The following is a 20,027-nucleotide window of genomic DNA, read 5'->3' as shown; positions in this document are numbered from 1 at the left end:
GCCCCGCCTAAGGCTCGACCAGGATCTTTCCTCGGACTGTGCCCGCTGCTAGTAGCCGGTGGGCAGTGGCGGCCTCGGACAGGTCCAGACGACAACCAATCCGGGCTCGCAGACGTCCCTCGGTGAGCAACTGGTTGGTCCGGGTGGCGGCGCGCGCCAGGTCGTCCACCCCGGCCCCGCTCATGGTGAACCCCCGCAGGCGGAGCCCTCGCAGGTAGAAGGGCCCGATCGGCAGCTCGGCAGCAGCCTCCAGCCCAGCCGCAATCAACACTTCTCCCCCCGGGGCCATCAGCTCAAAGGCGGCGGCCAGATTGTGGTGACCGCTGGTGTCCCAGTAGAGCTGGCAGGCGTCGCCCCAATCCCGGCGCAAACTGTCGGCTAGGGCCGGTTGGTGGTAGTCATATACCGCGCCGGCACCGAGGGAGCGGACCCAATCGAAATCCACCGGAGAGCAGGTGGCCACCACTTTTGCCCCGGCCGCGACCGCCAGTTGAACCGCGGCGCTCCCGACGGCGCCGCCCGCGCCGCCAATCAGGACGGTGGCACCCGCGCGGAGCTCAGACAGGCCCAGGAAGGCGGTCGAAGCCGCGTGAGCTAAGGCCACCACCTGCACCGGGTCGACCCCGGCCGGAACCGGAAAGATGCGTTCCTGTGGCACCAGCGCAAATTCTGAGAACGATCCCTGCCGGCCCTGATAGCCCAGCGAGTTGGTCCAGGCCAGATCCCCCACCCGGATCGAGTTCACCCCCGCGCCCACCTCGACCACCTCGCCGACCGCGTCCCGGCCCACCGTGAACGGGAACGGGGTCGACGTCCGGTAGCGGCCCGCTCGAATAATGGTGTCAATGTGGTTCACCGGCGCGGCCAAAACCCGCAAAAGAATGTCGGTTGGGCCCACTTTGGGCACCGGGCGCCGGCCCACCTGAATTTGCTCCGGGCCACCGTACTGCTCAATGTAGGCGGCGCGCATCTCTTTGGTCATGGTTCCCCTTCCGGTATTCCAGTCCTACCCGGCTACACTCGAACTGACAAGAGGGGGCAAAAAACAGTGAGTACCGATCCGGAGTTGGCCCCGCAGGCGGCGGGAACGACCCAGACTTTGAGTGAACTTGACCAACTGATCACCACCTGCCGAGCCTGCCCGCGCCTGGTGGCCTGGCGCGAAGAAGTGGCCCGAGTCAAGCGGGCCTCATTTCAAGACTGGGACTACTGGGGCCGGGCCGTCCCCGGCTTTGGCCCACCTGATGCTCGAATCCTGATCGTTGGGCTAGCTCCCGCCGCTCACGGAGCCAACCGGACCGGACGCATGTTCACCGGCGACCGGTCCGGGGATTTCCTCTATTCTGCCCTGTACCGGGTCGGGCTCGCCTCCCAGCCGACCGCCACCGACCGAAACGATGGGCTGGAACTGACCGGGGTGCGGGTCACCTCCCCGGTTCACTGCGCTCCCCCAGCGAATCGGCCCACGCCGCAGGAGCGCGACACCTGCGCCCCGTTCCTGGCGAGCGAACTGGAACTGCTTTCCCCCACCCTGCGGGTGGCGGTGGTCCTGGGGAACTTCGGGTGGCAGGCCCTGCTTGCCAGCCTGGCCCGGGGCGGGTGGGTTCTGCCGCGCCCACGCCCCAAGTTTGCTCACGGGGCTGAGGTGACCCTGACTCATCCGGATGGGCGCCGCCTCGTTCTGCTCGGCTGCTTCCACGTCAGCCAGCAAAATACCTTTACCGGGCGCCTCACGCCCGAGATGCTGGACCGGGTGCTCACCCGGGCCCAGGAGTTGGCGTCCGTCAACTAGCCTTCGGGCTCGCTCACGTCCACCACTCGTGCGTCGAGGCGCTGGCGAAGCTGATCTCGGTCCACGCGAAGCCCCCAGCCGGGTGCGCCCCCGCCCAGACCGATCGGGCCGGCCGGGGCTGACTCGTCCAGCAGCACCGGCCAGGGATGGCTGCTGCCGACCGGGGTAATCGTCCCCCGAACGAAGCCGGTGGCGGCCAGTGCCTCCTCTTCGCTGGCCAGGGACAGGCGGGAGACTCCAAGCTGGGCCCGAAGCTTTGGCCAGCTGATCTTTCGGCCCCCCGGAACCAAAACCAGAACAAACTCAGTTGGGCTCTGCCTGACCACCAGCGTTTTGAGCAACTGCTCGGGGGCGATGCCCCGGCGCTCGGCCGCCTCCACCAACGATCTGGCGGGGCCGTATTCGGTCAGGTCAAACTCCAATCCGAGCGCCTGTGCCGCCCGGCGCACCCTGGTGGCCCCGGCGGGTTCTGGCGGCAGGTAACCGGCGGTGCGAAGCGATTCGATCAGGCCGGTGGTCAGCTCGTACTGGGCCAAGTCCTCGGGTCGGACCCAGTGAGCGGCCACCGCGTCGTCCCCGGGCTTCAACTGGCCACCCACCACCCGGGCGGCAAAACAGTGCACGTCGTACTGGCGAGCGGGCCCATCGGCCATGGTGGCGGTCACCACCTCGCGGCCCACCTCCACCTCGAACCCGGTCTCCTCCCGAGCCTCCCGGCGGGCCGCCTCCGCCGAGGTTTCACCCGGTTCGGCCGAGCCGCCGGGCAGTGACCAGCGGCCCTGTTGCGGGTGGTGTCCTCGTTGAACCAGCAGCACCCGGCCCTCCGAATCGGTCAGCAGGACGCTGGCAGCGCTAATTGTCTCCACCCCGCTACTCTAGCGAGAACCGGCCAACGGGTCGACGGTGTTGCGGCCAAGCCGTCATACTGGACCAATGCAGACTCTGCCCCTCCCCGCTGTTGAGCTTCTGGCCGCGTTTCGCGCCCGGTTAGCCGAGCTTCAGTTTCCCCTGCCCGGCCCTACCGCCGCGGCCGCCGAGCACCTGCGAACCGCCAGCCTGGCCCAGCTGGACGACTACCTGATTCCCCGCCGCGAACACCTGGGAGCGCCGCTGCTGGCTATTGTCGGCGGCTCGACCGGGGCCGGGAAATCCACCCTGGTCAACTCCCTGATTGGGCGCGAGCTGACCCCGGCCAGTACGCTGCGTCCCACCACCCGCTCCCCGCTCCTGGTCGCGGCCCCCGCCGACGAAGAGTGGTTCCGCTCCGGCCCGGTCCTGCCCGGCCTGACCCGCTCGGACGCCCAAACTCAGTCTGCGTCCGGGGCAACCGTGCTCGGGATCGCCACCGACCCGCAGGTACCGGAGCAACTGGCCCTGCTGGACACCCCTGACATTGACTCGGTGGTGGCGGAAAACCGCGCCCTGGCCCGGCAGTTACTGGAGGCGGGCGACCTGTGGCTGTTCGTCACCACCGCCGCGCGCTACGCGGATCAGGTGGCCTGGGAACTGCTGGCTGAGGCGGCCCACCGCCAGCTCACCGTCGCGGTGGTTTTGAACCGGGTTCCGCCGGGCGCCGCGGAGCCGATCACGGAGGATTTGACGCGGCTCCTGGGCCAGCGCGGGCTGGCGGGAACCCCCATTTTCACCGTTGAGGAGACCACCCTGACCGGGGGGCTGATTCCGGCGGCAAGGCTGGCCCCGCTGACCGGTTGGCTCCGGGATCTGGCCGGGGACCGAGCCCGGCGCGAGCAGGTGATCCGCCAGTCGCTGGTCGGAGCCATCGACCAGTTGGCCGAGCACGCCGAAGACCTGGCCCAAGCCAAGGAAGAACAGGAAGCGCAGGTGCGCGAGTGGGAGGCCCAAATCGAACGTGCCTTTGCGAATGCACGCCGGCAAATCCTGGTGGGAACGGGTGATGGCGCCTGGCTTCGCGCCGAGGTGCTGGCCCGGTGGCAGGATTTCGTCGGCACCTCGGACGTGTTCCGGACGTTAGAGGGGTGGACGGGAGCGGTTCGGGACCGCGTCGGCGCCTGGTTTCGTGGCCGACCCGCCCCCGCGCAGGTGCAGGAGGAACTCACCTCGGGTCTGAGCACGATCGTGGTCAACGAGGTGGAGCAGGCTTGGATTAGCGGGGCCGCCCGCCCGGGGCCGGCCTTGGATCACGCCCAGCTGCAGCAGGAAGCCGACCAGCTGGTGGCCACCTGGCAGCGGGAGCTGTTAGAGCTGGTTCGAACCGCCGCTCCCGGGAAACGTCAGCGCGCCCGACTGGTCTCGCTCGGGTTGAACACGGCCACAGTGGCGCTAATGCTGGTCGTCTTCGCCACCACCGGCGGCCTGGTGGGAGGCGAGCTGGCGGTGGCCGGCGGATCAGCCGTGGTCGGCCAGAAGCTGCTCGAGACGATCTTTGGGGAGCAGGCGGTTCGGAACCTGGCGCGCCAGGGGACGGATCTGCTCAGCGACCGGGTATCCGAGCTGACCGACCGGTGGGCCGAGCAGCTCCGGGCTCCCCTCGCGGAACTGAACGCGGGAGTAGGGTCGGAAGAACTGTCCACCTGGGCCAAGCGACTGCGGGGAGGAGCCCAATGAACCTCAATGAGCGCTGGCAGGCCCTGGGTGAGTGCGCCCGGCTTGGTCCTGGATTCCTGACCGAGGCTCAACTGGCCGACGCCGAGCGGCTCCGGCAGCAGGGTCAGGATCGCAGCGAGCGGGGGCTCGGATTCACGACGGTGGGCTTCTTTGGCGCTACCGGCTCCGGCAAATCCACCCTGGTCAACGCCCTGGCCGGCGCCGAGGTGACCACGCCCGGCCTGCTGCGGCCCACCACCGCCGAGGTGACGGCGGTAGTCAACGCGGGCGCCAATGCCGACGACCTGCTGGTCTGGTTGCAGGTGGACCAAATCAGGGCAGTGCCCGCGCTGCCACATCGCCGCCTGGTGCTGCTGGACCTGCCGGACTTCGACTCGGTGGCAACCGCACATCGCCACGTGGCCGAACGCCTGGCCGCCCAGGTGGACCTGCTGGTCTGGGTGGTTGACCCGCAAAAATATGCGGATCGGGTGCTGCACGAGGACTTCATCGACCCGCGCCGCCACCAGCACGGCCAGACCCTGGTGGTGCTGAACCAAATTGACCTGCTGGACCCCGCCGAGATTCCAGTTGTCCGGGCTTCGCTGGGGCAGCTGCTCGATCAGCGTGGACTGGGTTCGGTCCCGGTGTTCCCGCTGTCGGCCCGGACCGGATCTGGGGTGGAGGCCCTGGAGCAGGCGCTAGCGCGCGAGGCGGAACGGGCCCGGGCGGCCGAAGCCCGACTGGACGCGGACCTGGCGCACTGGGCGGAGGCGGCCCGGCCGGTCCAAACGGTCGGCTCACCCCCGTCGGCCACGGCCGAGCGGGCCCTGACCGCGAGTTTGGTGGCAGCGGCGCAGACGGAGCAGATTGCGGCGGCAGTGGGCCGGTCCTACCGGCTGCGGGCCGGGCAAAACACGGGCTGGCTGCCAACCGCGTGGCTCCACCGGTTCCGCGCAGACCCGCTCCGCCGCCTGGGGGTGGAACGGAGCCAAACCGAGGGCGCGCTCCCGTCCCTGCCACCCCTGACCGGAGCCGGGCAGGCCGGGTTGGCGCTGGCGGTCAGGACCTACTTGGGCCAGGCCGCCTCGACCTTCCCGCCCGGCTGGCGCGGCCCGCTGGGCTCCCTGGAATCCAAGGCGCTGGCGGAACTGCCGGCCGCGTTGGAAACAGCCGTCACCCGGGTGGACCTGCGGGTCCGACCAGCCTGGTGGTGGGTGGCAGCCAGAATTCTCCAGTGGCTCGCGCTAGCCTTGGCGCTGGTTGGAGCCGGCTGGTACCTGGCGGTCTGGCTGGCGCGAGTGCTGGGCCTACCGGCGATCCCGATCGCCCAGGTGGAGGGGTGGCCGGTGCCCGGTTTGCTGATCGGCTTTGGTCTCGGGTTGGGACTGCTCCTGGGGTTGGCCGGCCGGGGACTGGCGGCCCTGGGGGCGCGGGCTCGGACGCGAGCCGTCCGCCGGGCCCTGCAGCGGGAGGTGGCCCAGGTGGGGGCACGCACGGTGGTGGCCCCGGCGCGGGCAGAGCGGGAACGGGCCGGCGCGTTGGCCCGAGCTTTGGACCGCGCTGCCCGCATCTGAGCAGTAGAGCCGGCCGGGCGCGGGTGAGTCGGCCCAGGCCGGGCCGGTGCGATAGGTTGGAACAATGCTGAGTAGCTCAATTGATCTAGAACTGTTTCCGGCCGAGCTGGTGGATGGCAAGCCTAACCCGGCCACGGCCAACTTCTACCGGGTGGCTCGCAGTGCCTTCCACGGCGGGGAACCAAGCGAGGAAAACGTCGACCTCTGGTCCCGGGCCGGCGCCGGCAACCACTCGGTCCTTACCGGGGCCTACGACCGCAATCGGAATCTCGATCCGGCCTTTGCCGAGCGTCCGGTCGGGACCTTCGAAGTAGCCTCCGGCTGGGTCAACGTGGGTCGGGGGCGCCTGCTGCCGGCCGGGCTGGTGACCTGGGTGAGTGTCCGGCCCACCCACCGGCGCCGAGGGATCCTCCGCGAAATGATGGAGCTGAACCTGCGCCAACAGGCCGAAGCCGGGGTTCCGGTGGCGGTGCTGACCGCCTCGGAGGCCGGAATTTACAGCCGGTTCGGCTTCCAGAACGTGTACTCGGCCGGTGAGCTGCGGCTACGGACCAACCGATTCAAGCTTCGGCCAGAGGCGAAGTCCCGTGTGCAGGCGGCCGGTTCCATGATGCAGGTTTCTATCCCCTGGCTGCTGGAGCACCGCTCCGACCTGTCGGCTGCCTATCTGCGCAGCTACCGAGGCTGCGTCGATTCCCGCACCGGGATGGCCTTCGACCTGTATCGGAACGAGTCCGACGGGAAGCTGCGCTCGCGTCTGTACGCGGCAGTTCACCTGAACGAGCGCGGAGTCCTCGACGGACTGGTGTCTTACCGCACCAGCGACGGGAACGACGGCGGGGCCCGCGTGGTCGAGTTGCTGGCCGCCGACCCAACCGTGGAACTGGCCCTGTGGGACTACCTGGCTCACCTGGACCTAATCAAAGAGATCCAGGCGCACCCGCAGCCGGTCGACCACCTGCTACTGACCGCCCTGGTAGACCAGCGAGCAGTCGAGGTAGCTTCGGTAACTGATCACATGTGGGCACGGGTGCTGGATCCGGTCCGAACCCTGCGCGAACGCGCCTACTCGCCGGCGGCCATGGACGCGGGCCTGACGATTACCTTTGAAGTCGTCGACCCGCTGGGGCTGGCGGCCGGTACCTTCGAACTGAGTTTGGATCGGGGCGAGGTGCGGGTCACCCGCGTTGATGGCGCCGTGACCAATCTTCGGGTGCAGGTGCAGGCCCTCGCCGCCCTAGTTTTCGGTGCTCCCTCCCCTACCCAGCTGGCTGCCGCCGGTCAGATTGAGGGAGCCTCCGCCCAGGTGGTCGACTACTTGGACGCCATGTTTGCCCCGGTGGGCCTGTCCCGCTGTCCGACCGAGTTTTAGCGGGACTGAGCATGACCGATCTGAGCCCCCAGGCTGAGGAGTGGGAGCGGCGCTACCAAACCCGCTCCCAGCTCTGGTCTGGTCGTCCGCAACCGACCCTGGTCGAGGTGGCCGAGAGTTTGCCCCCGGGCCGTTCCGTAGATTTGGGCACGGGCGAGGGGGCCGACGTCCTCTGGCTGGCCGAGCACGGTTGGGAGGCCCTCGGATTGGACCTGTCACCGACCGCGATCGCGCGCGCCCGGGACGAGGCGGAGCGGCGCGGGCAGGAGCGAGCTCAGTTCCGGGTGGGCGACTTTTTGACCGACCCGGAGTTGGTTCCCGGCTCCTACGACCTGGTGACCGCCTTCTTCATTCACCCGCGGACCGCCGCGGGACGCCAGCAGTTCCTCGCCCGGGCGACCTCGCTGGTGGCTCCCGGCGGTCACCTGCTGGTGGTCTCGCACGCGCGCGAGGTGAAAGGCACCAACCCGGGAATTGGGCACGGGCCCTCCCCGGTGGATCCGGCCGAGGACGAGCGGCTTTTGCGCTCCCAGTCCAGTTTCAGGCCGATCCGGGTGGGGGTGGAGGCGGGACTGTTCCTGCGCGCCGACGGAACGAGGGAGACCCGGGCCGACGCCGTGGTTTTTGGGCGGATCGACTAGCTGAGGGTGCCCGAGGGGCACGGGTGCTCGCGTTCGACCGAGCCGAAGTGACGCAGGGCCTGGAACCGATCACCGCGGAAGTAGGTTTGCCGGTACTCCACCACGCCGGTGGCGCAGCATCCCCACCGAAACACCTGCAGCAGCGGCGTTCCCGGTTCACACTCCAGCAGGTCGGCCACCGTGTCCGGCGCGGCGATCGCCTCAATTTGCTCTCGGCCCCCGGTGATGACGATCCGGCACTGGTCAGCCAGGACCCGATAGAAGGCGACGTCGCTGAAGTCGACCTGGGTTAGGACAGGTGCCAGGTCGGCGGCGGTGTAAACGCGCTCGTAGGCGATCGGATTCTCACCACCCAGCCGGATCCGCTCCAGCAGGAACACTTCGGGACCGGAGCCCAGCTCAGCTCCGGCTTCCGCGTCCACCACCACGCTTTGGCGGAGGACCTGATTGCGCGGCTCTAAGCCGGACTCGGCAATTAGCTCCTGCAGCGAGTAGATCTGCCCATACTGGGAGGCAGCCCGTCCCTGTCGGATCCGGGGGCGACGCCCGGGACTGGCCGCGACCAACCCTTCCTCTCGCAGGGGGCGCAGCGCGGCCCGGGCAGTCCCGCGGCTAACCCCGAACTCGTCGGCTACCTCCAGCTCTCCGGGGAAATCGTGGTCGTACTGACCGCCGTCGATCCGGGCTCGCAGTTCAGCCGAGATCCGCTGCCACAGAGGCACGTGCTTCATCATGGGCTTTCCCCTTCGGTAGCCACCTGTCATAATGTCTACACATTCCGGTAGGCTAGGTGGTGTCGCCACTGAAAGGATAGTGCATGGCACAGCCAAAACGGGCCCGTTGGGGCCGGCAGCTGAGGGTCGGGACCCTGCTGGTGGCGTTCGGTATCTCCGCGTCGCTCTGGCTGAGTGGGTGCGGTCCCTCGCAGCAGCCGGTTGATGCGGCGCCCCAGTCTCTCCCTACTCCAGCCGGTCAGAGCGCCGACCCGACTCCCAGCCCCTCCCCCTCGCCCACCCGGGCGCCAGCCGCCACTTCGCCAGCCGCAACTCCAACGGCCGCCCCCACCCAAACAGTGCCTTTCCCCGATCTGGCCCGCCGAATCGAGGGGGACCCCCTCGCGTTGGGACGGGTGGACGCACCCCTGGTCCTGATTGAGTTCGCGGACTTCCGCTGCCCCTACTGCGGGGTATTTGCGCGCGAAACCAAGCCGGCTCTGGTCGAGGACTACGTCAATCAGGGACTGTTGCGAATCGAGTGGCACGACGCCCCCATCTTCGGGGAACAGTCGATCGACGCGGCGGTCGCCGCCCGGGCGGCCGGTCAGCAGGGACAGTTCTGGTCCTACTACGACGCCCTGTTTGCGTATGATGGGCGTGACCATCAGGAACTGTCGCGCGAGCGGCTGGTGGATCTGGCTCGCCAGATTGGCCTGCCCGACCTGACCGCCTTTGAGACCGCTCTGGACAACCCGGAGCTCCGGGCCCTGGTCCAGGCCGACTATCAGCAGGTGCTGGAGCTGGGGATCTACACCACTCCGACCTTCCTGATCGGCCAGACCCCCATCACGGGGGCGCAGCCGCTGGAGACCTTCCGGCAGGCGATCGAGACCGAGAAGCAACGGGCGGGAGTGTCGTGATCGATATCGGGTTGGTCGGGGCTTTTCTCGGCGGGGTGCTGTCCCTGCTCAGCCCCTGCTCCGTCATGCTGTTGCCGGCATTTTTTGCCTATGCGTTCACCTCGCCGGCCAAGCTGCTCTCCCGGACGGGGATCTTCACCCTGGGCCTGTTGACCACCCTGGTTCCGCTCGGCGTTTTCTCCGGAATCCTTGGTTCGCTGCTCGGGGAGAACCGGTCGCTCCTGATTACCGTGGTGGCGGGGTTGATCATTGTCATCGGCTTGATCCAACTTCTCGGAATCTCCCTGCCCGGTCTGTCGATGAGAGAGGCGGCGGGCACTGACCGCACCTCGGTCGTCTCGGTCTTCCTGCTGGGCGCGGTCTACGCGGTGGCAGGGGTCTGCACCGGGCCGATTCTGGGAGCGGTACTAATGATGGCTTCGCTCGGCGGTTCGGCCGGCTACGGCGCCCTGCTCCTGGCGGTCTACGCGCTCGGAATGGTCTTCCCGCTGCTGGTGCTAACCCTCGTCTGGCAGCGGTGGGGTGCGGGTGCGACCCGCTGGATGCGCCCGCGGCTGATCCGGATCGGCCCCTGGGAGAACTCGCTGGTGGCCGTGGTCACCGGGCTGCTCTCAATTGGGTTGGGCACGCTGCTGCTGGTCACCGATGGGACGGCGAACCTGGGGGGTCTGGTCTCAATCTCCACCCAGTTCCGGCTCGAGTCGGCCGTCGCCAACTTGGGTGCCGCCGTCCCGAACTGGGCCTTTGCCCTCGGCGCCGCCCTGATTCTCACGCTGGTGATCTGGCTGGTTCGCCGGAGAAATCGCCGGCCCCAGCCAGCCCAGTCCTGGCCGGTGGCTCCCGGTGGAACGGAGGAGGGCCGTGGTTGACATTCGTCCCGCCCGCCGAACCTGGCGCCAGGAGTTGAAAACCTGGCCGGCCCGGCGCTGGTGGTTTGCCGGGCTGATGGCTCTTGGAACCACGGTGCTGGTGGCAATCCCGACCGATCTGATTCCGAACCCGATTTTTCATCGGGATGTGCCCCCTACCTGGTGGGCATGGCCGGTACTCCTGGTCACTGCCGTCCTCTCGGGCCTGGTGGGAGCCACCTACGTGGCGCGAAAAGACCCGGCGGACTCCACCCGCTCCGGGGTGCTGGGCACGGGCGGCGCCCTGCTGACGTTCTTTGCGGTCGGTTGTCCGGTCTGCAACAAGCTGGCGCTGCTGGCCCTCGGCTACGCGGGAGCCCTCCAGTTCTTTGCGCCGCTACAGCCGATCCTCGCTGTCGGCGCGATTGTTCTGCTGGCCCTGGCCCTGCGAACCCGGATTCGGAATGAGGGGGCCTGTCCCCTACCGACGAGGTCGACCACGCTCACCCCGGCCGAAGTCGACCTGGGATCGAGGCAGCTGTGAATAGTTCAAATCGGCTGTGGCGCGCCCTGGCGGCAGGCTTGCGGGCCACCCTCAATAAGCCCAATCGCGCTCAATCCGCAGCGCAGCCGCCCACTGGGACTGCGCAGCCGTCCCCGTTTGGGGTGCCGGGCCCGCCCGGTTGGCAGCGAATCCGGCCGGTACCGATCGCTGAGGTGCTGGCCCGGATCTCGTACTCTCCCCAGGCAGACGGTAGGCCCCAGCCCGGCGAAGTGGTTTGGGCCTGGGTCCCGTGGGAGGAGGATCCCAGCCGCGGGAAGGACCGTCCGATCCTGATCATGGGCAGCAAAGGCGACGGTTTCTACGCGCTGCAGCTGACATCGAAGGATCACGACAGTCGCCATGCCGAGGAACGGGCGCGCGGTGAGTACTGGTTCGACCTGGGGTCGGGCCCATGGGACTCAAAAGGCCGCCCCTCCGAAGTGAAGCTGCATCGCCCGCTGTGGTTTCCCGCGGCGGGAATTCGGCGCGAGGGTTCCTACCTGGACCGGGCCCGGTTTGACCGGGTGGTCGCGGCCCTGTGCGAGGCTGGCCGCGACCACTAAGATTCCGGGTTAGGCTGGGGTCCCCGGTTAGGCTTGCGCTTCTGGCAGGAACCGCTGGTACGAAGGCAGGTCCAGCACGCCGGTCCCGGACACACCAATCACAATCGTTTCGGAGCGGTCCCGGCCCGGACCCGCCAGGTAGTCCAGCGCAGCCGCAATCGCGTGGTTGGATTCGGGAGCCGGAACCAGCCCCTCGGTTCGGGCCAGTGTGATCCCGGCCGCGAAAGCGTGATCCTGCTCGATCGCCACTGCTTCAACTAGGCCCAGGTTCACCGTGTGGGACAGAGCGGGCGCCATCCCGTGGTAGCGCAGACCCCCGGCGTGGATTGGATCCGGAACGAACTCCTGGCCCAGGGTGTACATCTTCAGCAGCGGGGTCATCCCGGTGAAGTCGCCAAAGTCGTACCGATACTCTCCGCGGGTGAGCGAGGGGCAGGCGGCGGGTTCGGCCGCAATTACCCGGGTCTGGGCCCCCTCAGTCAGCACGTGACGCAGGAACGGGAAGGACAGCCCGGCCAGGTTCGAGCCGCCACCAGCGCAGCCAAACACCACGTCCGCGGTTTCCTCTCCCGCCTCGTGCAACTGGGCAATGGCTTCCTGCCCGATCACCGTCTGGTGCAGAACGACGTGGTTCAGCACCGACCCGAGCGCGTACCGGGTGTCGGGCTGGGTCATGGCCACCTCGACCGCTTCGGAAACGGCCATCCCGAGGGAACCGGTAGTATCCGGGTGCTCGGCTAGAATCTGGCGCCCAATCTCGGTCAGCTCCGACGGGCTGGAATGGCAGGTGCCGCCGTAAAGCTCCATTTGGTAGCGCCGGTAGGGCTTGCTTTCGTAGGAGGCCCGCACCTGCCAGATCTCCACGTCCAGGCCAAACATCGCCCCGCCCAACGCCAGGGAGGCACCCCACTGGCCGGCCCCGGTCTCGGTGGTCAGCTTCTTAATCCCGTCCAGCTTGTTGTAGTAGGCCTGCGGGACGGCTGAGTTGGGCTTGTGTGACCCGACCGGGGAAACACCTTCGTACTTGAGGTAGATCCGCGAGTTCGTCCCCAGGTGCTGCTCCAGTCGGCGCGCCCGCATCAGCGGGGTGGCACGCCAGATCGAGTACACGTCGCGCACCTCGGCTGGGATCTCAATGAACCGTTCGGTAGAGAGCTCCTGCCGGGCCAGTTCGGTGGCGAACAGACCGGACAACTCTGCCTCGGTAATCGGCTCTTTCGTGCCCGGGTTCAGGTGGGGCGGGATCGGCTCGGGCAGGTCGGCGCCGATGTTGTACCAGTGGGTGGGCTCAGTCGTGTCCACCCCCACCGGGATCGGGCTCTGATTGGCTTCTTTGTCAACAGTATTCTCCATAGGGCGAGGGTAACCCAGCCGGTCCGGTAAGACAGGACTTATCCCATAGATTGGTTAGGGCCCCGGCATGGACCTGCGAAAGTCCCGGCTGATCGGCGTTTGCCGCGGCTAGGCTGAGGGCAAGGCGGTCACAACCAGGGAGTGAGCGATGGGGCAAACGGCGTTGGCCACAAGATCAAGGCGAGTCTCTTCGTGGGCACTGAAAGTGGTCATGGCCGTCACCGGGCTGATTTGGGCCCTGTTCGTGCTGATCCACCTGTTCGGCAACCTGAAGGCGTTCACCGGGCCCGAACACTTCAACACCTACGCCCACTGGCTCCGCGAAGCCTTCACGCCGTTTCTCCCAGCCGGCGCGGTCCTCTGGTCCCTGCGGATGGTCCTCCTCCTGGCCCTGGTTCTGCACCTGTGGGCCGCAGCGACACTGAACTGGCGGTCTCGCCGGGCCCGGGGAACCCGCGCCCGCACCGGGGTCCGCCGCCGCCTGCGCCGGGGCCGTTCCTCCCTGTTTGCCCTCCCCTCGCTGATGCCGGTAACCGGGCTGCTGATCCTGGCTTTCCTTCTGTTCCACCTGCTAGACCTGACGGTCGGGTGGCAGCCGGCAGCCACCTCCGCCTTCGTCCCCGCCACCGGCGAAACGTCCTCCGCCTATCAGAACCTGGTGACCAGCCTGCAACGGCCCTGGGTGGCCGCCGGGTATGCGGCGACCATGATCCTGCTGTCGCTGCACCTGGGCCAGGGTTTGCGTTCCGCCGCCACCGATCTGGGTGCCACCGGTTCCCGGGTCCGCCTGGCCGCCGCGTGGGGGGCCGGTCTCGTGGCGCTGGCAATTCTTCTCGGAAACGGCCTGCTGCCGGTGGCGGTCCAACTGGGGGTGGTGAAATGAACTGGTTTACGCACCTGGGAGCCAGAACTAAGCCGGCTGGACCACCGGCCCACCTGGCTCAAGTCAGGGTCGGTACTGCCCTATCAGCCCAGATTCCGCCGGGAGACCCGGCTGCAGCCTGGGCGACCCGCACCGACTCGTACCGCCTGGTTAGCCCACTGAACCGGCGCCACTTCCGGGTGGTCGTGGTCGGAACTGGCCTGGCCGGGGCCGGGGCCGCGGCTGCCCTGGGCGAACTCGGGTACCAGGTCGACGCCGTCACCTATCACGACTCGCCGCGCCGAGCGCACTCGGTGGCCGCTCAGGGAGGGATCAACGCTGCCCGCGCCCGGCGAGTCGATGGCGACTCCCTGCACCGGTTTGTCACCGACACCGTCAAGGGCGGCGATTTCCGGGGACGGGAAGCAGAGGCCTACCGGCTGGGCCAGGAGTCGACGCGGGTGATCGACCACCTGAACGCGCTCGGGGTGCCGTTTGCGCGCGAATACGGTGGTTCGCTGGCCACCCGCTCCTTCGGCGGCGTCCAGGTGTCCCGCACCTACTACAGTCGGGGCCAGACCGGTCAGCAGTTGCAGTTAGCTGCCACCCAGGCTCTTTGGCGCCAGGTTGCCCGCGGGACGGTGACCCTGCATTCGCGGACCGAAATGCTGGACCTGGTCTTGGCCGAGGGCCGAGCCGCCGGGATTATCGCGCGCGACCTGGTCACCGGCGAGCTGACGTTCCTGCCCGCCCACGCGGTGGTTTTGGCCACCGGCGGATACGGGTCGATTTACCACCACTCAACCCTGGCGGTGAACTGCAATGCGACCGCTCTCTGGCGGGCCCACCGGCGCGGCGCCCTGTTCGCCAACCCCTCGTTTATCCAGTTCCACCCGACTGCCCTGCCGGTTAGTTCGAAGTGGCAGTCCAAGACCATTTTGATGAGCGAATCGCTCCGAAACGACGGTCGGATGTGGGTTCCCGCCGCCCCCGGGGACCAGCGGCCACCCGATCAGATTCCCGAGGCGGAACGGGACTATTTCCTGGAACGCAAGTATCCCGCCTTTGGGAACCTGACCCCGCGCGACATCGCCTCGCGCGCTGCGGCCGAGCAGATTGGCACCGGCCACGGGGTGGGGCCGCTGCAGAACTCGGTGTACCTGGACTTCTCCGACGCGTTGGATCGGCTGGGGCAGGCCACCCTGGCGGAGCGGTACGGCAACCTGTTCACTATGTACCACCATGCCACCGGGGAGGATCCCACCCGCCAGCCAATGCGGATTGCTCCCGGCGCGCACTTCACCATGGGTGGGCTCTGGACCGATTTCGACCTGATGAGCTCAATTCCGGGCCTGTTCGTCGGCGGGGAAGCTGGGTCGGGCTACCACGGCGCCAACCGACTCGGGGCCAACTCGTTGCTGTCGGCCTGTGTCGACGGCTGGTTTGTCCTGCCGCTGGCGGTGCCGAACTACTTGGCCGAGTTGGGGCCCACTCCCCTGTTGACCGAGGCGGATCGGCCGGTGGCCAGCGCGCGCCAGCTGGTCTCGGAGCAGTTGGCCGCACTCCGCTCGATCGGTGGCACGGTCGGGCCCAGTGAGTATCACCGCCGGCTCGGTGAGATTCTGACCCATACCTGCGGGGTGGAACGCAGCGAGGAGAGTCTGGCCACCGGTCTGCGTCAGGTGCGCGAACTGCGGGCCGAGTTCTGGTCCAACCTGTCGGTGCCAGGTCCGGAGGCGGGCCTGAATCAAACGCTGGAGCGGGCCAACCGGGTGGCCGACTTCCTTGAACTGGCGGAGCTGATGCTGGTGGACGCGGCTGAGCGCCAAGAGTCCTGCGGCGCCCACTTCCGCACCGAGTATCAGCGCGGGGGTGAGGCTCAGCGCGACGACCGCTGCTGGGCCGGAGTCTCGGCTTGGGCCAGTGCGCCGCTGGAACGCGGAGCCCCAACAATGGCCCCGACACTGACCCAGACACTGGCCCCGGCGGACCCACGCCCGTTCGTCCGGCATTTTGAGCCCCTGCAGTTCACCGACGTCAAGCTGAGCACCAGGAGCTACCGATGAACCTGACCGTGGAAGTATGGAGACAGCCGAGCCCAAAGCGGCCGGGAGCCTGGCACCGGTACCACCTGACCGAGTTGGAACCGACCATGAGCGTGCTGGAGCTGCTGGACCGGTTGAATGAGGAGCTGGTGGCCCGGGGAGAACCGGCCGTCGCTTTCGAGTCGGACTGCCGGGAGGGAATCTGCGGGGCGTGCGGCCTGATGGTGAACGGGTTTGCCCACGGACCCCAGCCCCACACCCCCGCTTGCCACCAGCGCCTGCAGAGTTTCTCCGACGGTGAGGTGGTTCGCCTGGAGCCGTTCAGCGCCGGGGCTTTTCCCGTCCTGAGCGACCTGGTAGTGGACCGAAGCGCGCTGGATCGGGTGCTGGCCGCGGGGGCATTCGTCTCGGTGGACGCCGGAACCGCCCCGGAAGCGGACGCGGTCCCCGTCCCGCACGACCGGGTGGAGACCGCGCTTGACTACGCGGCTTGCCTGGGATGCGGGGCCTGCGTGGCCGCCTGTCCCAACGGCTCCGCCCACCTGTTCCTGGGAGCGAAACTCACCCACCTGTCGCTCCTCCCAATTCCCAGTCAGGAGCGGGACCGGCGGGCCCGGGCGATGGTCCAGACCGCTGACGGGCTGTTTGGTCCGTGTTCGAACTTTGGTGAATGTGCCCGGGCCTGTCCGGTCCAGATTCCCCTGGCGGCAGTGGCGGCGGTGAATCACGAGAGCCTGCGGGCCTGGACCCGGAGACGTTTGCCCCGAGCCCAGGCCTAACCGTCAGGCGGAGGGCACCGGTTTACGGGTGCCCACCTGGAGGAACCGGTCAATCTCGGCCCCGGTGGGCGAAGTTGCTGGCCCGGACTTAGTCACCGCGAGGGCAGCGGCCGCGTTGGCTCGCTCAACCGCCTCCACCAGGGTCTGACCCCGGCTCAGAGCCGCCAGCAGCACCCCGGTGTGGGCGTCACCCGCTCCGTTCGTGTCCACCGCCTCGACCGCGAACGCGGGAACCCACCGGCCGGGGTCGGCCGCCGACGCGCTCACCCAGGCGCCGCGGTTGCCGTCGCGAGCCACCAGAGCGGTCTTCTCCGGGAGCCGGTCGCGCAGAACCCGCACCGCCTCAGAAAAGTCCTCCCGCTCCCCGAGCAGCCGGGTCTCGCGCCCGTTCGGACTGAAGATGGTGGCTGCTGTCAGGAGCAGCTCCACCTGGTCGGTCGGCAGGTCCCCAATTAGGGGCGAGGGATCGACCAGGACGGTGGTGCCGGCCGGGAGCTCGGGGAGCCAGCGGGCCAGGGCATCGGCATTTTCCTCCGAAGCAAAAGAGTAGCCGGTGACGTAAACCAGGTCGTCCGGGTCCACCCGCACCTGGGCCAGATGACCGTAGTTTTCCAGCCCTTCCGCTCCGACGTAGGTGTAGAAGGTGCGCTCGGCGGAGGCATCGACAATTGCGACGCAGAACCCCGTGTCACGCTCGGTGGCGGGCGGGACGGCGATCTCCACCTCGTACTCAGCCAGGGCCCGGCGGACCTGGGCGGCGCGGTCCCCCGTGCCGAGCAGCCCGGCATAGCGGACCGGCAAACCGTCGCGCACCGACGCCACGATGGTGTTGAACCCGCCGCCAACCGTATCCTCGGCCGAGGTGGCCACCACGTCGCCCCCAGGTTCGGGCAGGGACGGCACTACCATCACCTGGTCGATGATGACGCTGCCGGTGTGAACTAGCTTAGGCATGGGTCCGGTCCCCTCGTCCGGGCAGGTCCCGCGCCAGCTTCGTACTGGTCAGGCCCCCGAACACCAGGTAGGCGACAGCGGTAACCACCATCGTCAGGGCCCAGTCCAGGCCGTTCGCAGCCAACCAGGAGTCGGCCAGGGCGTCCAGCCGCAGCGAGTAGCCGGCGACAATACCGATGAACCAGGCGGCCAGGGCACGCCATTCGACGCCCCCGCGGTACCAGTACCGGCTGGTGGGGCCCATCACCAGGAGTGCTTCCGAGTCGTAGCGGGTCCGCTTGATCATGTCGAGCAGGAACACTGCCAGCCAAGCCACCAGCGGCACCGCCAACAGGGTGATGAAACCGATGAACGCGTCGTAGAAGTTGGCAAAGACGAAGAGGAACAGCATCGAACCGACGAAGGAGGCGACCAGCTCCAGCATGACCGCGTAGAAGCGGCGAGTCTTGATTCCCAGGGTGAGCAGCGTCAGGCCGGAAGAGTAGACCGAGATGTTGTTCGACATCAGCAGACCGAAGAAGGCGGCCAGCAGGAACGGAATCGACATCCACGGCGGCAGGAGGGCCGGAATGGCGGCCAGCGGGTTGCTCGGGTCAAAGTTAGGCTCGGTAATCGCAATCAGCGACCCCATCCCGATCATGATCACCAGCGGGATCCCGGCCCCAAAGGCACTGGCCGAAACCAAGCGGGAAGGTTTGACCGAGGGAGACTGGTACCGGCCCAGGTCGGCGCCCGAGTTGGCCCAGGCGATCCCGGTTCCCGCCGCTACGGTGCCGATGGCAATCAGAATTGCACTGACCGGACCGGATTCGGCCGAGAACACGACCTGCCAATCAATTCGGAAGGCGAGAGCCACCACGATCACCAGGGTCAGCGCCCCGAACAGGTAAGTAGCCCACTGCTGCACCGCTGCCAGGGTCTTGTGGCCCAGCCCGGAGACGGCGAGGGTTAGGAGCAGGAACGCCAGGACCGCGGCCACGGCCACAATCGGGGCGTCGCTGGGAAGCAAATCGCGCCCGGTAATAATCGAGCCAATCGAGATAATCGCGAAGGCCGCGGTGACCGTGTTGACGGTTTCCCAACCCCAGCGAGAGACAATCGCCACCAGGGTGGGGAAGAAGTTTCCGATCACCCCGAAGGTGGCTCGGGACAGAGTCAGGGAGGGGGCACCACCGCGCTGGCCGGCGATCGACACCAGCCCGACGATCGCAAAGGAACCGACGGAACCGATGACGGTGGCCAGCAGGGCCTGCCAGATGTTCAGCACCCCGGCCACCACCCAGATGCCCAGGGGCAACCCCAGGATGGAGATGTTGCCGGCGAACCAGATCCAGAACAGCTCTTTCGGGCGGCTGGTTTGCTCGGCGGGCGGGACGGCTTCGATCCCGCGTTCTTCTACTTGAAAGAGGGAGCGGAAACCGTCAGCTTCCTCGGTGGCGGCCGTCGAGGCGACCTGGGGATCACTCATGGGGAGACCTCATTTCTAGGTTGGGTTGATGGGACTAACTCTTGGTGGAGCGGCGAACGAGGAGGCGCCGGGCCAACTCGTCCAACTCGAGGTGGTTGACCTCGGCTAGCTGAGCGCGGGCTGAGGCGGGGAAGGCCTCTACTCCGCTGGTGGAGCCGTGAATTGCGCCCACGATCGTGGCAATGGTGTCGGTGTCCCCACCCAGCCCGGCTGCCAGGCAGGTGGCGGACCAGGGGTCGGCTTCCAACTCGACCAGCGCCAGGGCCACCACCACCGACTCGGTGGCCAGGACGGTTGTGCCGACCACGTCATAGGCGGCGCGGGCCGGATCACTGACCTGGCCCAGGTAGGTGCGGGCCCACTCCCAGCGGGCGGTGAAACTGGGGCCGACCGCCGGGGGTGCCACCGCCTCGGCCGCGCGGGCCACCGCCCGGCCCAGCTCCAGGGCCTCGGTTCGATCCGCTCCCTCCACCCCGGCACTGACCGCACCGACGACCGCGGCTGCGGCCGCCATCGCGGGGGCCGAGTTGTGGGTTACCTGGCAGACGGCCACCGTTTGGTCGACCAGGTCGGACACGCTGGTGGGCGGGCAGGCAATCCCGATCGGGGCGGCCCTCATGGCGGCTCCATTGGTGATCCCGCCGACTCCCGATTCTGCCGGGGGGCGGCCCGCGCGAATGGCCTCGATCGCGGCTTTGGTTGAGGGACCCAGCAGGTCCAGGGAGCCGCGGGCCTCCATTTCCCGCTCCCACCGGTCCAGCCGGTGAGCAAAAGCCACCGGGTCGAACGGTCCCCCCTCGGCCAGCAGTTCGGCCACGATCACCATCTGTTCGGTGTCATCGGTGACGGTCCCGGCGGGTTGACCGGCTGCGATCACCTGGTGGGGACCGGGAGGATAAAACCGATCGATGGGGCCGTAGTCGGCCTGGATCGTCTCCGGACTCAGGTCCTGAGTGGGCATTCCCAGGGCGTCGCCCAGAGCGGCGCCGGTGAGGGCACCGAGGGCGCGATCAATCGCGGACATGGGT

The 20,027-nt window shown here is 68.0% G+C and carries 19 protein-coding genes; 12 read left to right on the top strand and 7 right to left on the bottom strand.

Going from position 1 to position 20,027, the window contains the following annotated elements:
- Positions 1–7: 7 nt before the first annotated feature.
- Positions 8–982 carry an NADPH:quinone reductase gene (locus SAC06_RS05440; RefSeq protein ID WP_350257300.1) on the bottom strand — a complete coding sequence of 325 codons (975 nt, stop codon included), beginning with the start codon at positions 980–982 and terminating at the stop codon, positions 8–10.
- A gap of 66 nt (positions 983–1,048) precedes the next feature.
- On the opposite strand from SAC06_RS05440, the gene SAC06_RS05435 reads away from it, so the two are divergent.
- Positions 1,049–1,792 (top strand): uracil-DNA glycosylase, encoded by a 744-nt coding sequence (locus SAC06_RS05435; protein ID WP_350257299.1) that lies wholly within the window; start codon positions 1,049–1,051, stop codon positions 1,790–1,792.
- Here SAC06_RS05435 and SAC06_RS05430 read toward each other — a convergent pair.
- Positions 1,789–2,658: a YbaK/EbsC family protein gene (locus SAC06_RS05430; protein WP_350257298.1), complete on the bottom strand. Its 870-nt coding sequence runs from the start codon at positions 2,656–2,658 to the stop codon at positions 1,789–1,791. The two genes, SAC06_RS05435 and SAC06_RS05430, sit on opposite strands and share 4 nt — an antisense overlap.
- A 67-nt stretch (positions 2,659–2,725) precedes the next feature.
- Here SAC06_RS05430 and SAC06_RS05425 point away from each other — a divergent pair, with 67 nt between their 5' ends.
- The 4 genes from SAC06_RS05425 to SAC06_RS05410 all read left to right on the top strand — a co-directional run bounded on the left by SAC06_RS05425 (position 2,726) and on the right by SAC06_RS05410 (position 7,947).
- Positions 2,726–4,378, top strand: coding sequence for a dynamin family protein (locus tag SAC06_RS05425; protein WP_350257297.1), 1,653 nt, complete (start codon positions 2,726–2,728; stop codon positions 4,376–4,378).
- Positions 4,375–5,934, top strand: a complete 1,560-nt coding sequence (locus SAC06_RS05420) for a GTPase (RefSeq protein ID WP_350257295.1) — start codon at positions 4,375–4,377, stop codon at positions 5,932–5,934. Before SAC06_RS05425 ends, SAC06_RS05420 begins: the two co-directional genes overlap by 4 nt.
- 64 nt (positions 5,935–5,998) lie before the next feature.
- Positions 5,999–7,306, top strand: coding sequence for a GNAT family N-acetyltransferase (locus SAC06_RS05415; protein WP_350257293.1), 1,308 nt, complete (start codon positions 5,999–6,001; stop codon positions 7,304–7,306).
- A gap of 11 nt (positions 7,307–7,317) precedes the next feature.
- Positions 7,318–7,947, top strand: a complete 630-nt coding sequence (locus tag SAC06_RS05410) for a class I SAM-dependent methyltransferase (protein ID WP_350257291.1) — start codon at positions 7,318–7,320, stop codon at positions 7,945–7,947.
- Here the strand turns inward: SAC06_RS05410 and SAC06_RS05405 are convergent.
- The gene (locus SAC06_RS05405; RefSeq protein ID WP_350257289.1) at positions 7,944–8,681 is read right to left on the bottom strand and encodes a GntR family transcriptional regulator; all 738 of its coding nucleotides are present in this window, start codon (positions 8,679–8,681) and stop codon (positions 7,944–7,946) included. The two genes, SAC06_RS05410 and SAC06_RS05405, sit on opposite strands and share 4 nt — an antisense overlap.
- Positions 8,682–8,764: 83 nt before the next feature.
- On the opposite strand from SAC06_RS05405, the gene SAC06_RS05400 reads away from it, so the two are divergent.
- Genes SAC06_RS05400 through SAC06_RS05385 form a run of 4 tightly spaced genes read left to right on the top strand, consistent with a single transcriptional unit; the run spans position 8,765 to position 11,538 of the window.
- On the top strand, positions 8,765–9,583 hold the full coding sequence (locus tag SAC06_RS05400) for a DsbA family protein (RefSeq protein ID WP_350257287.1): 819 nt from the start codon (positions 8,765–8,767) through the stop codon (positions 9,581–9,583).
- Complete coding sequence (locus SAC06_RS05395) at positions 9,580–10,452, top strand: cytochrome c biogenesis CcdA family protein (RefSeq protein ID WP_350257285.1); 873 nt, start codon at positions 9,580–9,582, stop codon at positions 10,450–10,452. The genes SAC06_RS05400 and SAC06_RS05395 overlap by 4 nt, the downstream gene beginning before the upstream one ends.
- The gene (locus tag SAC06_RS05390) at positions 10,445–10,975 is read left to right on the top strand and encodes a hypothetical protein (RefSeq protein ID WP_350257283.1); all 531 of its coding nucleotides are present in this window, start codon (positions 10,445–10,447) and stop codon (positions 10,973–10,975) included. Before SAC06_RS05395 ends, SAC06_RS05390 begins: the two co-directional genes overlap by 8 nt.
- Entirely contained in the window at positions 10,972–11,538 is a 567-nt protein-coding gene (locus SAC06_RS05385; protein ID WP_350257281.1) for a type II toxin-antitoxin system PemK/MazF family toxin, read from the top strand. The genes SAC06_RS05390 and SAC06_RS05385 overlap by 4 nt, the downstream gene beginning before the upstream one ends.
- A gap of 27 nt (positions 11,539–11,565) precedes the next feature.
- On the opposite strand, the gene SAC06_RS05380 is transcribed toward SAC06_RS05385, so the two are convergent.
- The gene (locus SAC06_RS05380) at positions 11,566–12,891 is read right to left on the bottom strand and encodes a TrpB-like pyridoxal phosphate-dependent enzyme (protein WP_350257280.1); all 1,326 of its coding nucleotides are present in this window, start codon (positions 12,889–12,891) and stop codon (positions 11,566–11,568) included.
- 211 nt (positions 12,892–13,102) lie between these two features.
- On the opposite strand from SAC06_RS05380, the gene SAC06_RS05375 reads away from it, so the two are divergent.
- The 3 genes from SAC06_RS05375 to SAC06_RS05365 are packed head-to-tail and all read left to right on the top strand — an operon-like array spanning position 13,103 to position 16,577.
- Positions 13,103–13,774 carry a succinate dehydrogenase gene (locus tag SAC06_RS05375; protein WP_412766208.1) on the top strand — a complete coding sequence of 224 codons (672 nt, stop codon included), beginning with the start codon at positions 13,103–13,105 and terminating at the stop codon, positions 13,772–13,774.
- Positions 13,771–15,819: a fumarate reductase/succinate dehydrogenase flavoprotein subunit gene (locus SAC06_RS05370; RefSeq protein ID WP_350257277.1), complete on the top strand. Its 2,049-nt coding sequence runs from the start codon at positions 13,771–13,773 to the stop codon at positions 15,817–15,819. The genes SAC06_RS05375 and SAC06_RS05370 overlap by 4 nt, the downstream gene beginning before the upstream one ends.
- The gene (locus SAC06_RS05365) at positions 15,816–16,577 is read left to right on the top strand and encodes a succinate dehydrogenase/fumarate reductase iron-sulfur subunit (RefSeq protein ID WP_350257275.1); all 762 of its coding nucleotides are present in this window, start codon (positions 15,816–15,818) and stop codon (positions 16,575–16,577) included. Before SAC06_RS05370 ends, SAC06_RS05365 begins: the two co-directional genes overlap by 4 nt.
- A gap of 3 nt (positions 16,578–16,580) precedes the next feature.
- Here the strand turns inward: SAC06_RS05365 and SAC06_RS05360 are convergent, their stop codons facing one another.
- Genes SAC06_RS05360 through SAC06_RS05350 form a run of 3 tightly spaced genes read right to left on the bottom strand, consistent with a single transcriptional unit; the run spans position 16,581 to position 20,023 of the window.
- Positions 16,581–17,531, bottom strand: coding sequence for a PfkB family carbohydrate kinase (locus SAC06_RS05360; RefSeq protein WP_350257273.1), 951 nt, complete (start codon positions 17,529–17,531; stop codon positions 16,581–16,583).
- On the bottom strand, positions 17,524–18,999 hold the full coding sequence (locus SAC06_RS05355) for a purine-cytosine permease family protein (RefSeq protein WP_350257272.1): 1,476 nt from the start codon (positions 18,997–18,999) through the stop codon (positions 17,524–17,526). The genes SAC06_RS05360 and SAC06_RS05355 overlap by 8 nt, the downstream gene beginning before the upstream one ends.
- Before the next feature lie 34 nt (positions 19,000–19,033).
- Positions 19,034–20,023: an ADP-ribosylglycohydrolase family protein gene (locus tag SAC06_RS05350; RefSeq protein WP_350257270.1), complete on the bottom strand. Its 990-nt coding sequence runs from the start codon at positions 20,021–20,023 to the stop codon at positions 19,034–19,036.
- Positions 20,024–20,027: the final 4 nt, after the last annotated feature.

Source organism: Scrofimicrobium sp. R131, from assembly GCF_040256745.1.
In the GTDB taxonomy this organism is placed as follows: domain Bacteria; phylum Actinomycetota; class Actinomycetes; order Actinomycetales; family Actinomycetaceae; genus Scrofimicrobium; species Scrofimicrobium appendicitidis.
This window is presented reverse-complemented; position numbering and strand designations above follow the sequence as displayed.

Bases quoted from the DNA above. Each gene is read 5' to 3' on its own strand.
- SAC06_RS05410 (WP_350257291.1), top strand. From the start codon at position 7,318: ATGACCGATCTGAGCCCCCAGGCTGAGGAGTGGGAGCGGCGCTACCAA.
- SAC06_RS05415 (WP_350257293.1), top strand. From the start codon at position 5,999: ATGCTGAGTAGCTCAATTGATCTAGAACTGTTTCCGGCCGAGCTGGTG.
- SAC06_RS05405 (WP_350257289.1), bottom strand. From the start codon at position 8,681: ATGATGAAGCACGTGCCTCTGTGGCAGCGGATCTCGGCTGAACTGCGA.
- SAC06_RS05380 (WP_350257280.1), bottom strand. From the start codon at position 12,891: ATGGAGAATACTGTTGACAAAGAAGCCAATCAGAGCCCGATCCCGGTG.
- SAC06_RS05365 (WP_350257275.1), top strand. From the start codon at position 15,816: ATGAACCTGACCGTGGAAGTATGGAGACAGCCGAGCCCAAAGCGGCCG.
- SAC06_RS05440 (WP_350257300.1), bottom strand. From the start codon at position 982: ATGACCAAAGAGATGCGCGCCGCCTACATTGAGCAGTACGGTGGCCCG.
- SAC06_RS05350 (WP_350257270.1), bottom strand. From the start codon at position 20,023: ATGTCCGCGATTGATCGCGCCCTCGGTGCCCTCACCGGCGCCGCTCTG.
- SAC06_RS05425 (WP_350257297.1), top strand. From the start codon at position 2,726: ATGCAGACTCTGCCCCTCCCCGCTGTTGAGCTTCTGGCCGCGTTTCGC.
- SAC06_RS05420 (WP_350257295.1), top strand. From the start codon at position 4,375: ATGAACCTCAATGAGCGCTGGCAGGCCCTGGGTGAGTGCGCCCGGCTT.
- SAC06_RS05355 (WP_350257272.1), bottom strand. From the start codon at position 18,999: ATGAGTGATCCCCAGGTCGCCTCGACGGCCGCCACCGAGGAAGCTGAC.
- SAC06_RS05400 (WP_350257287.1), top strand. From the start codon at position 8,765: ATGGCACAGCCAAAACGGGCCCGTTGGGGCCGGCAGCTGAGGGTCGGG.
- SAC06_RS05375 (WP_412766208.1), top strand. From the start codon at position 13,103: ATGGCCGTCACCGGGCTGATTTGGGCCCTGTTCGTGCTGATCCACCTG.
- SAC06_RS05360 (WP_350257273.1), bottom strand. From the start codon at position 17,531: ATGCCTAAGCTAGTTCACACCGGCAGCGTCATCATCGACCAGGTGATG.
- SAC06_RS05370 (WP_350257277.1), top strand. From the start codon at position 13,771: ATGAACTGGTTTACGCACCTGGGAGCCAGAACTAAGCCGGCTGGACCA.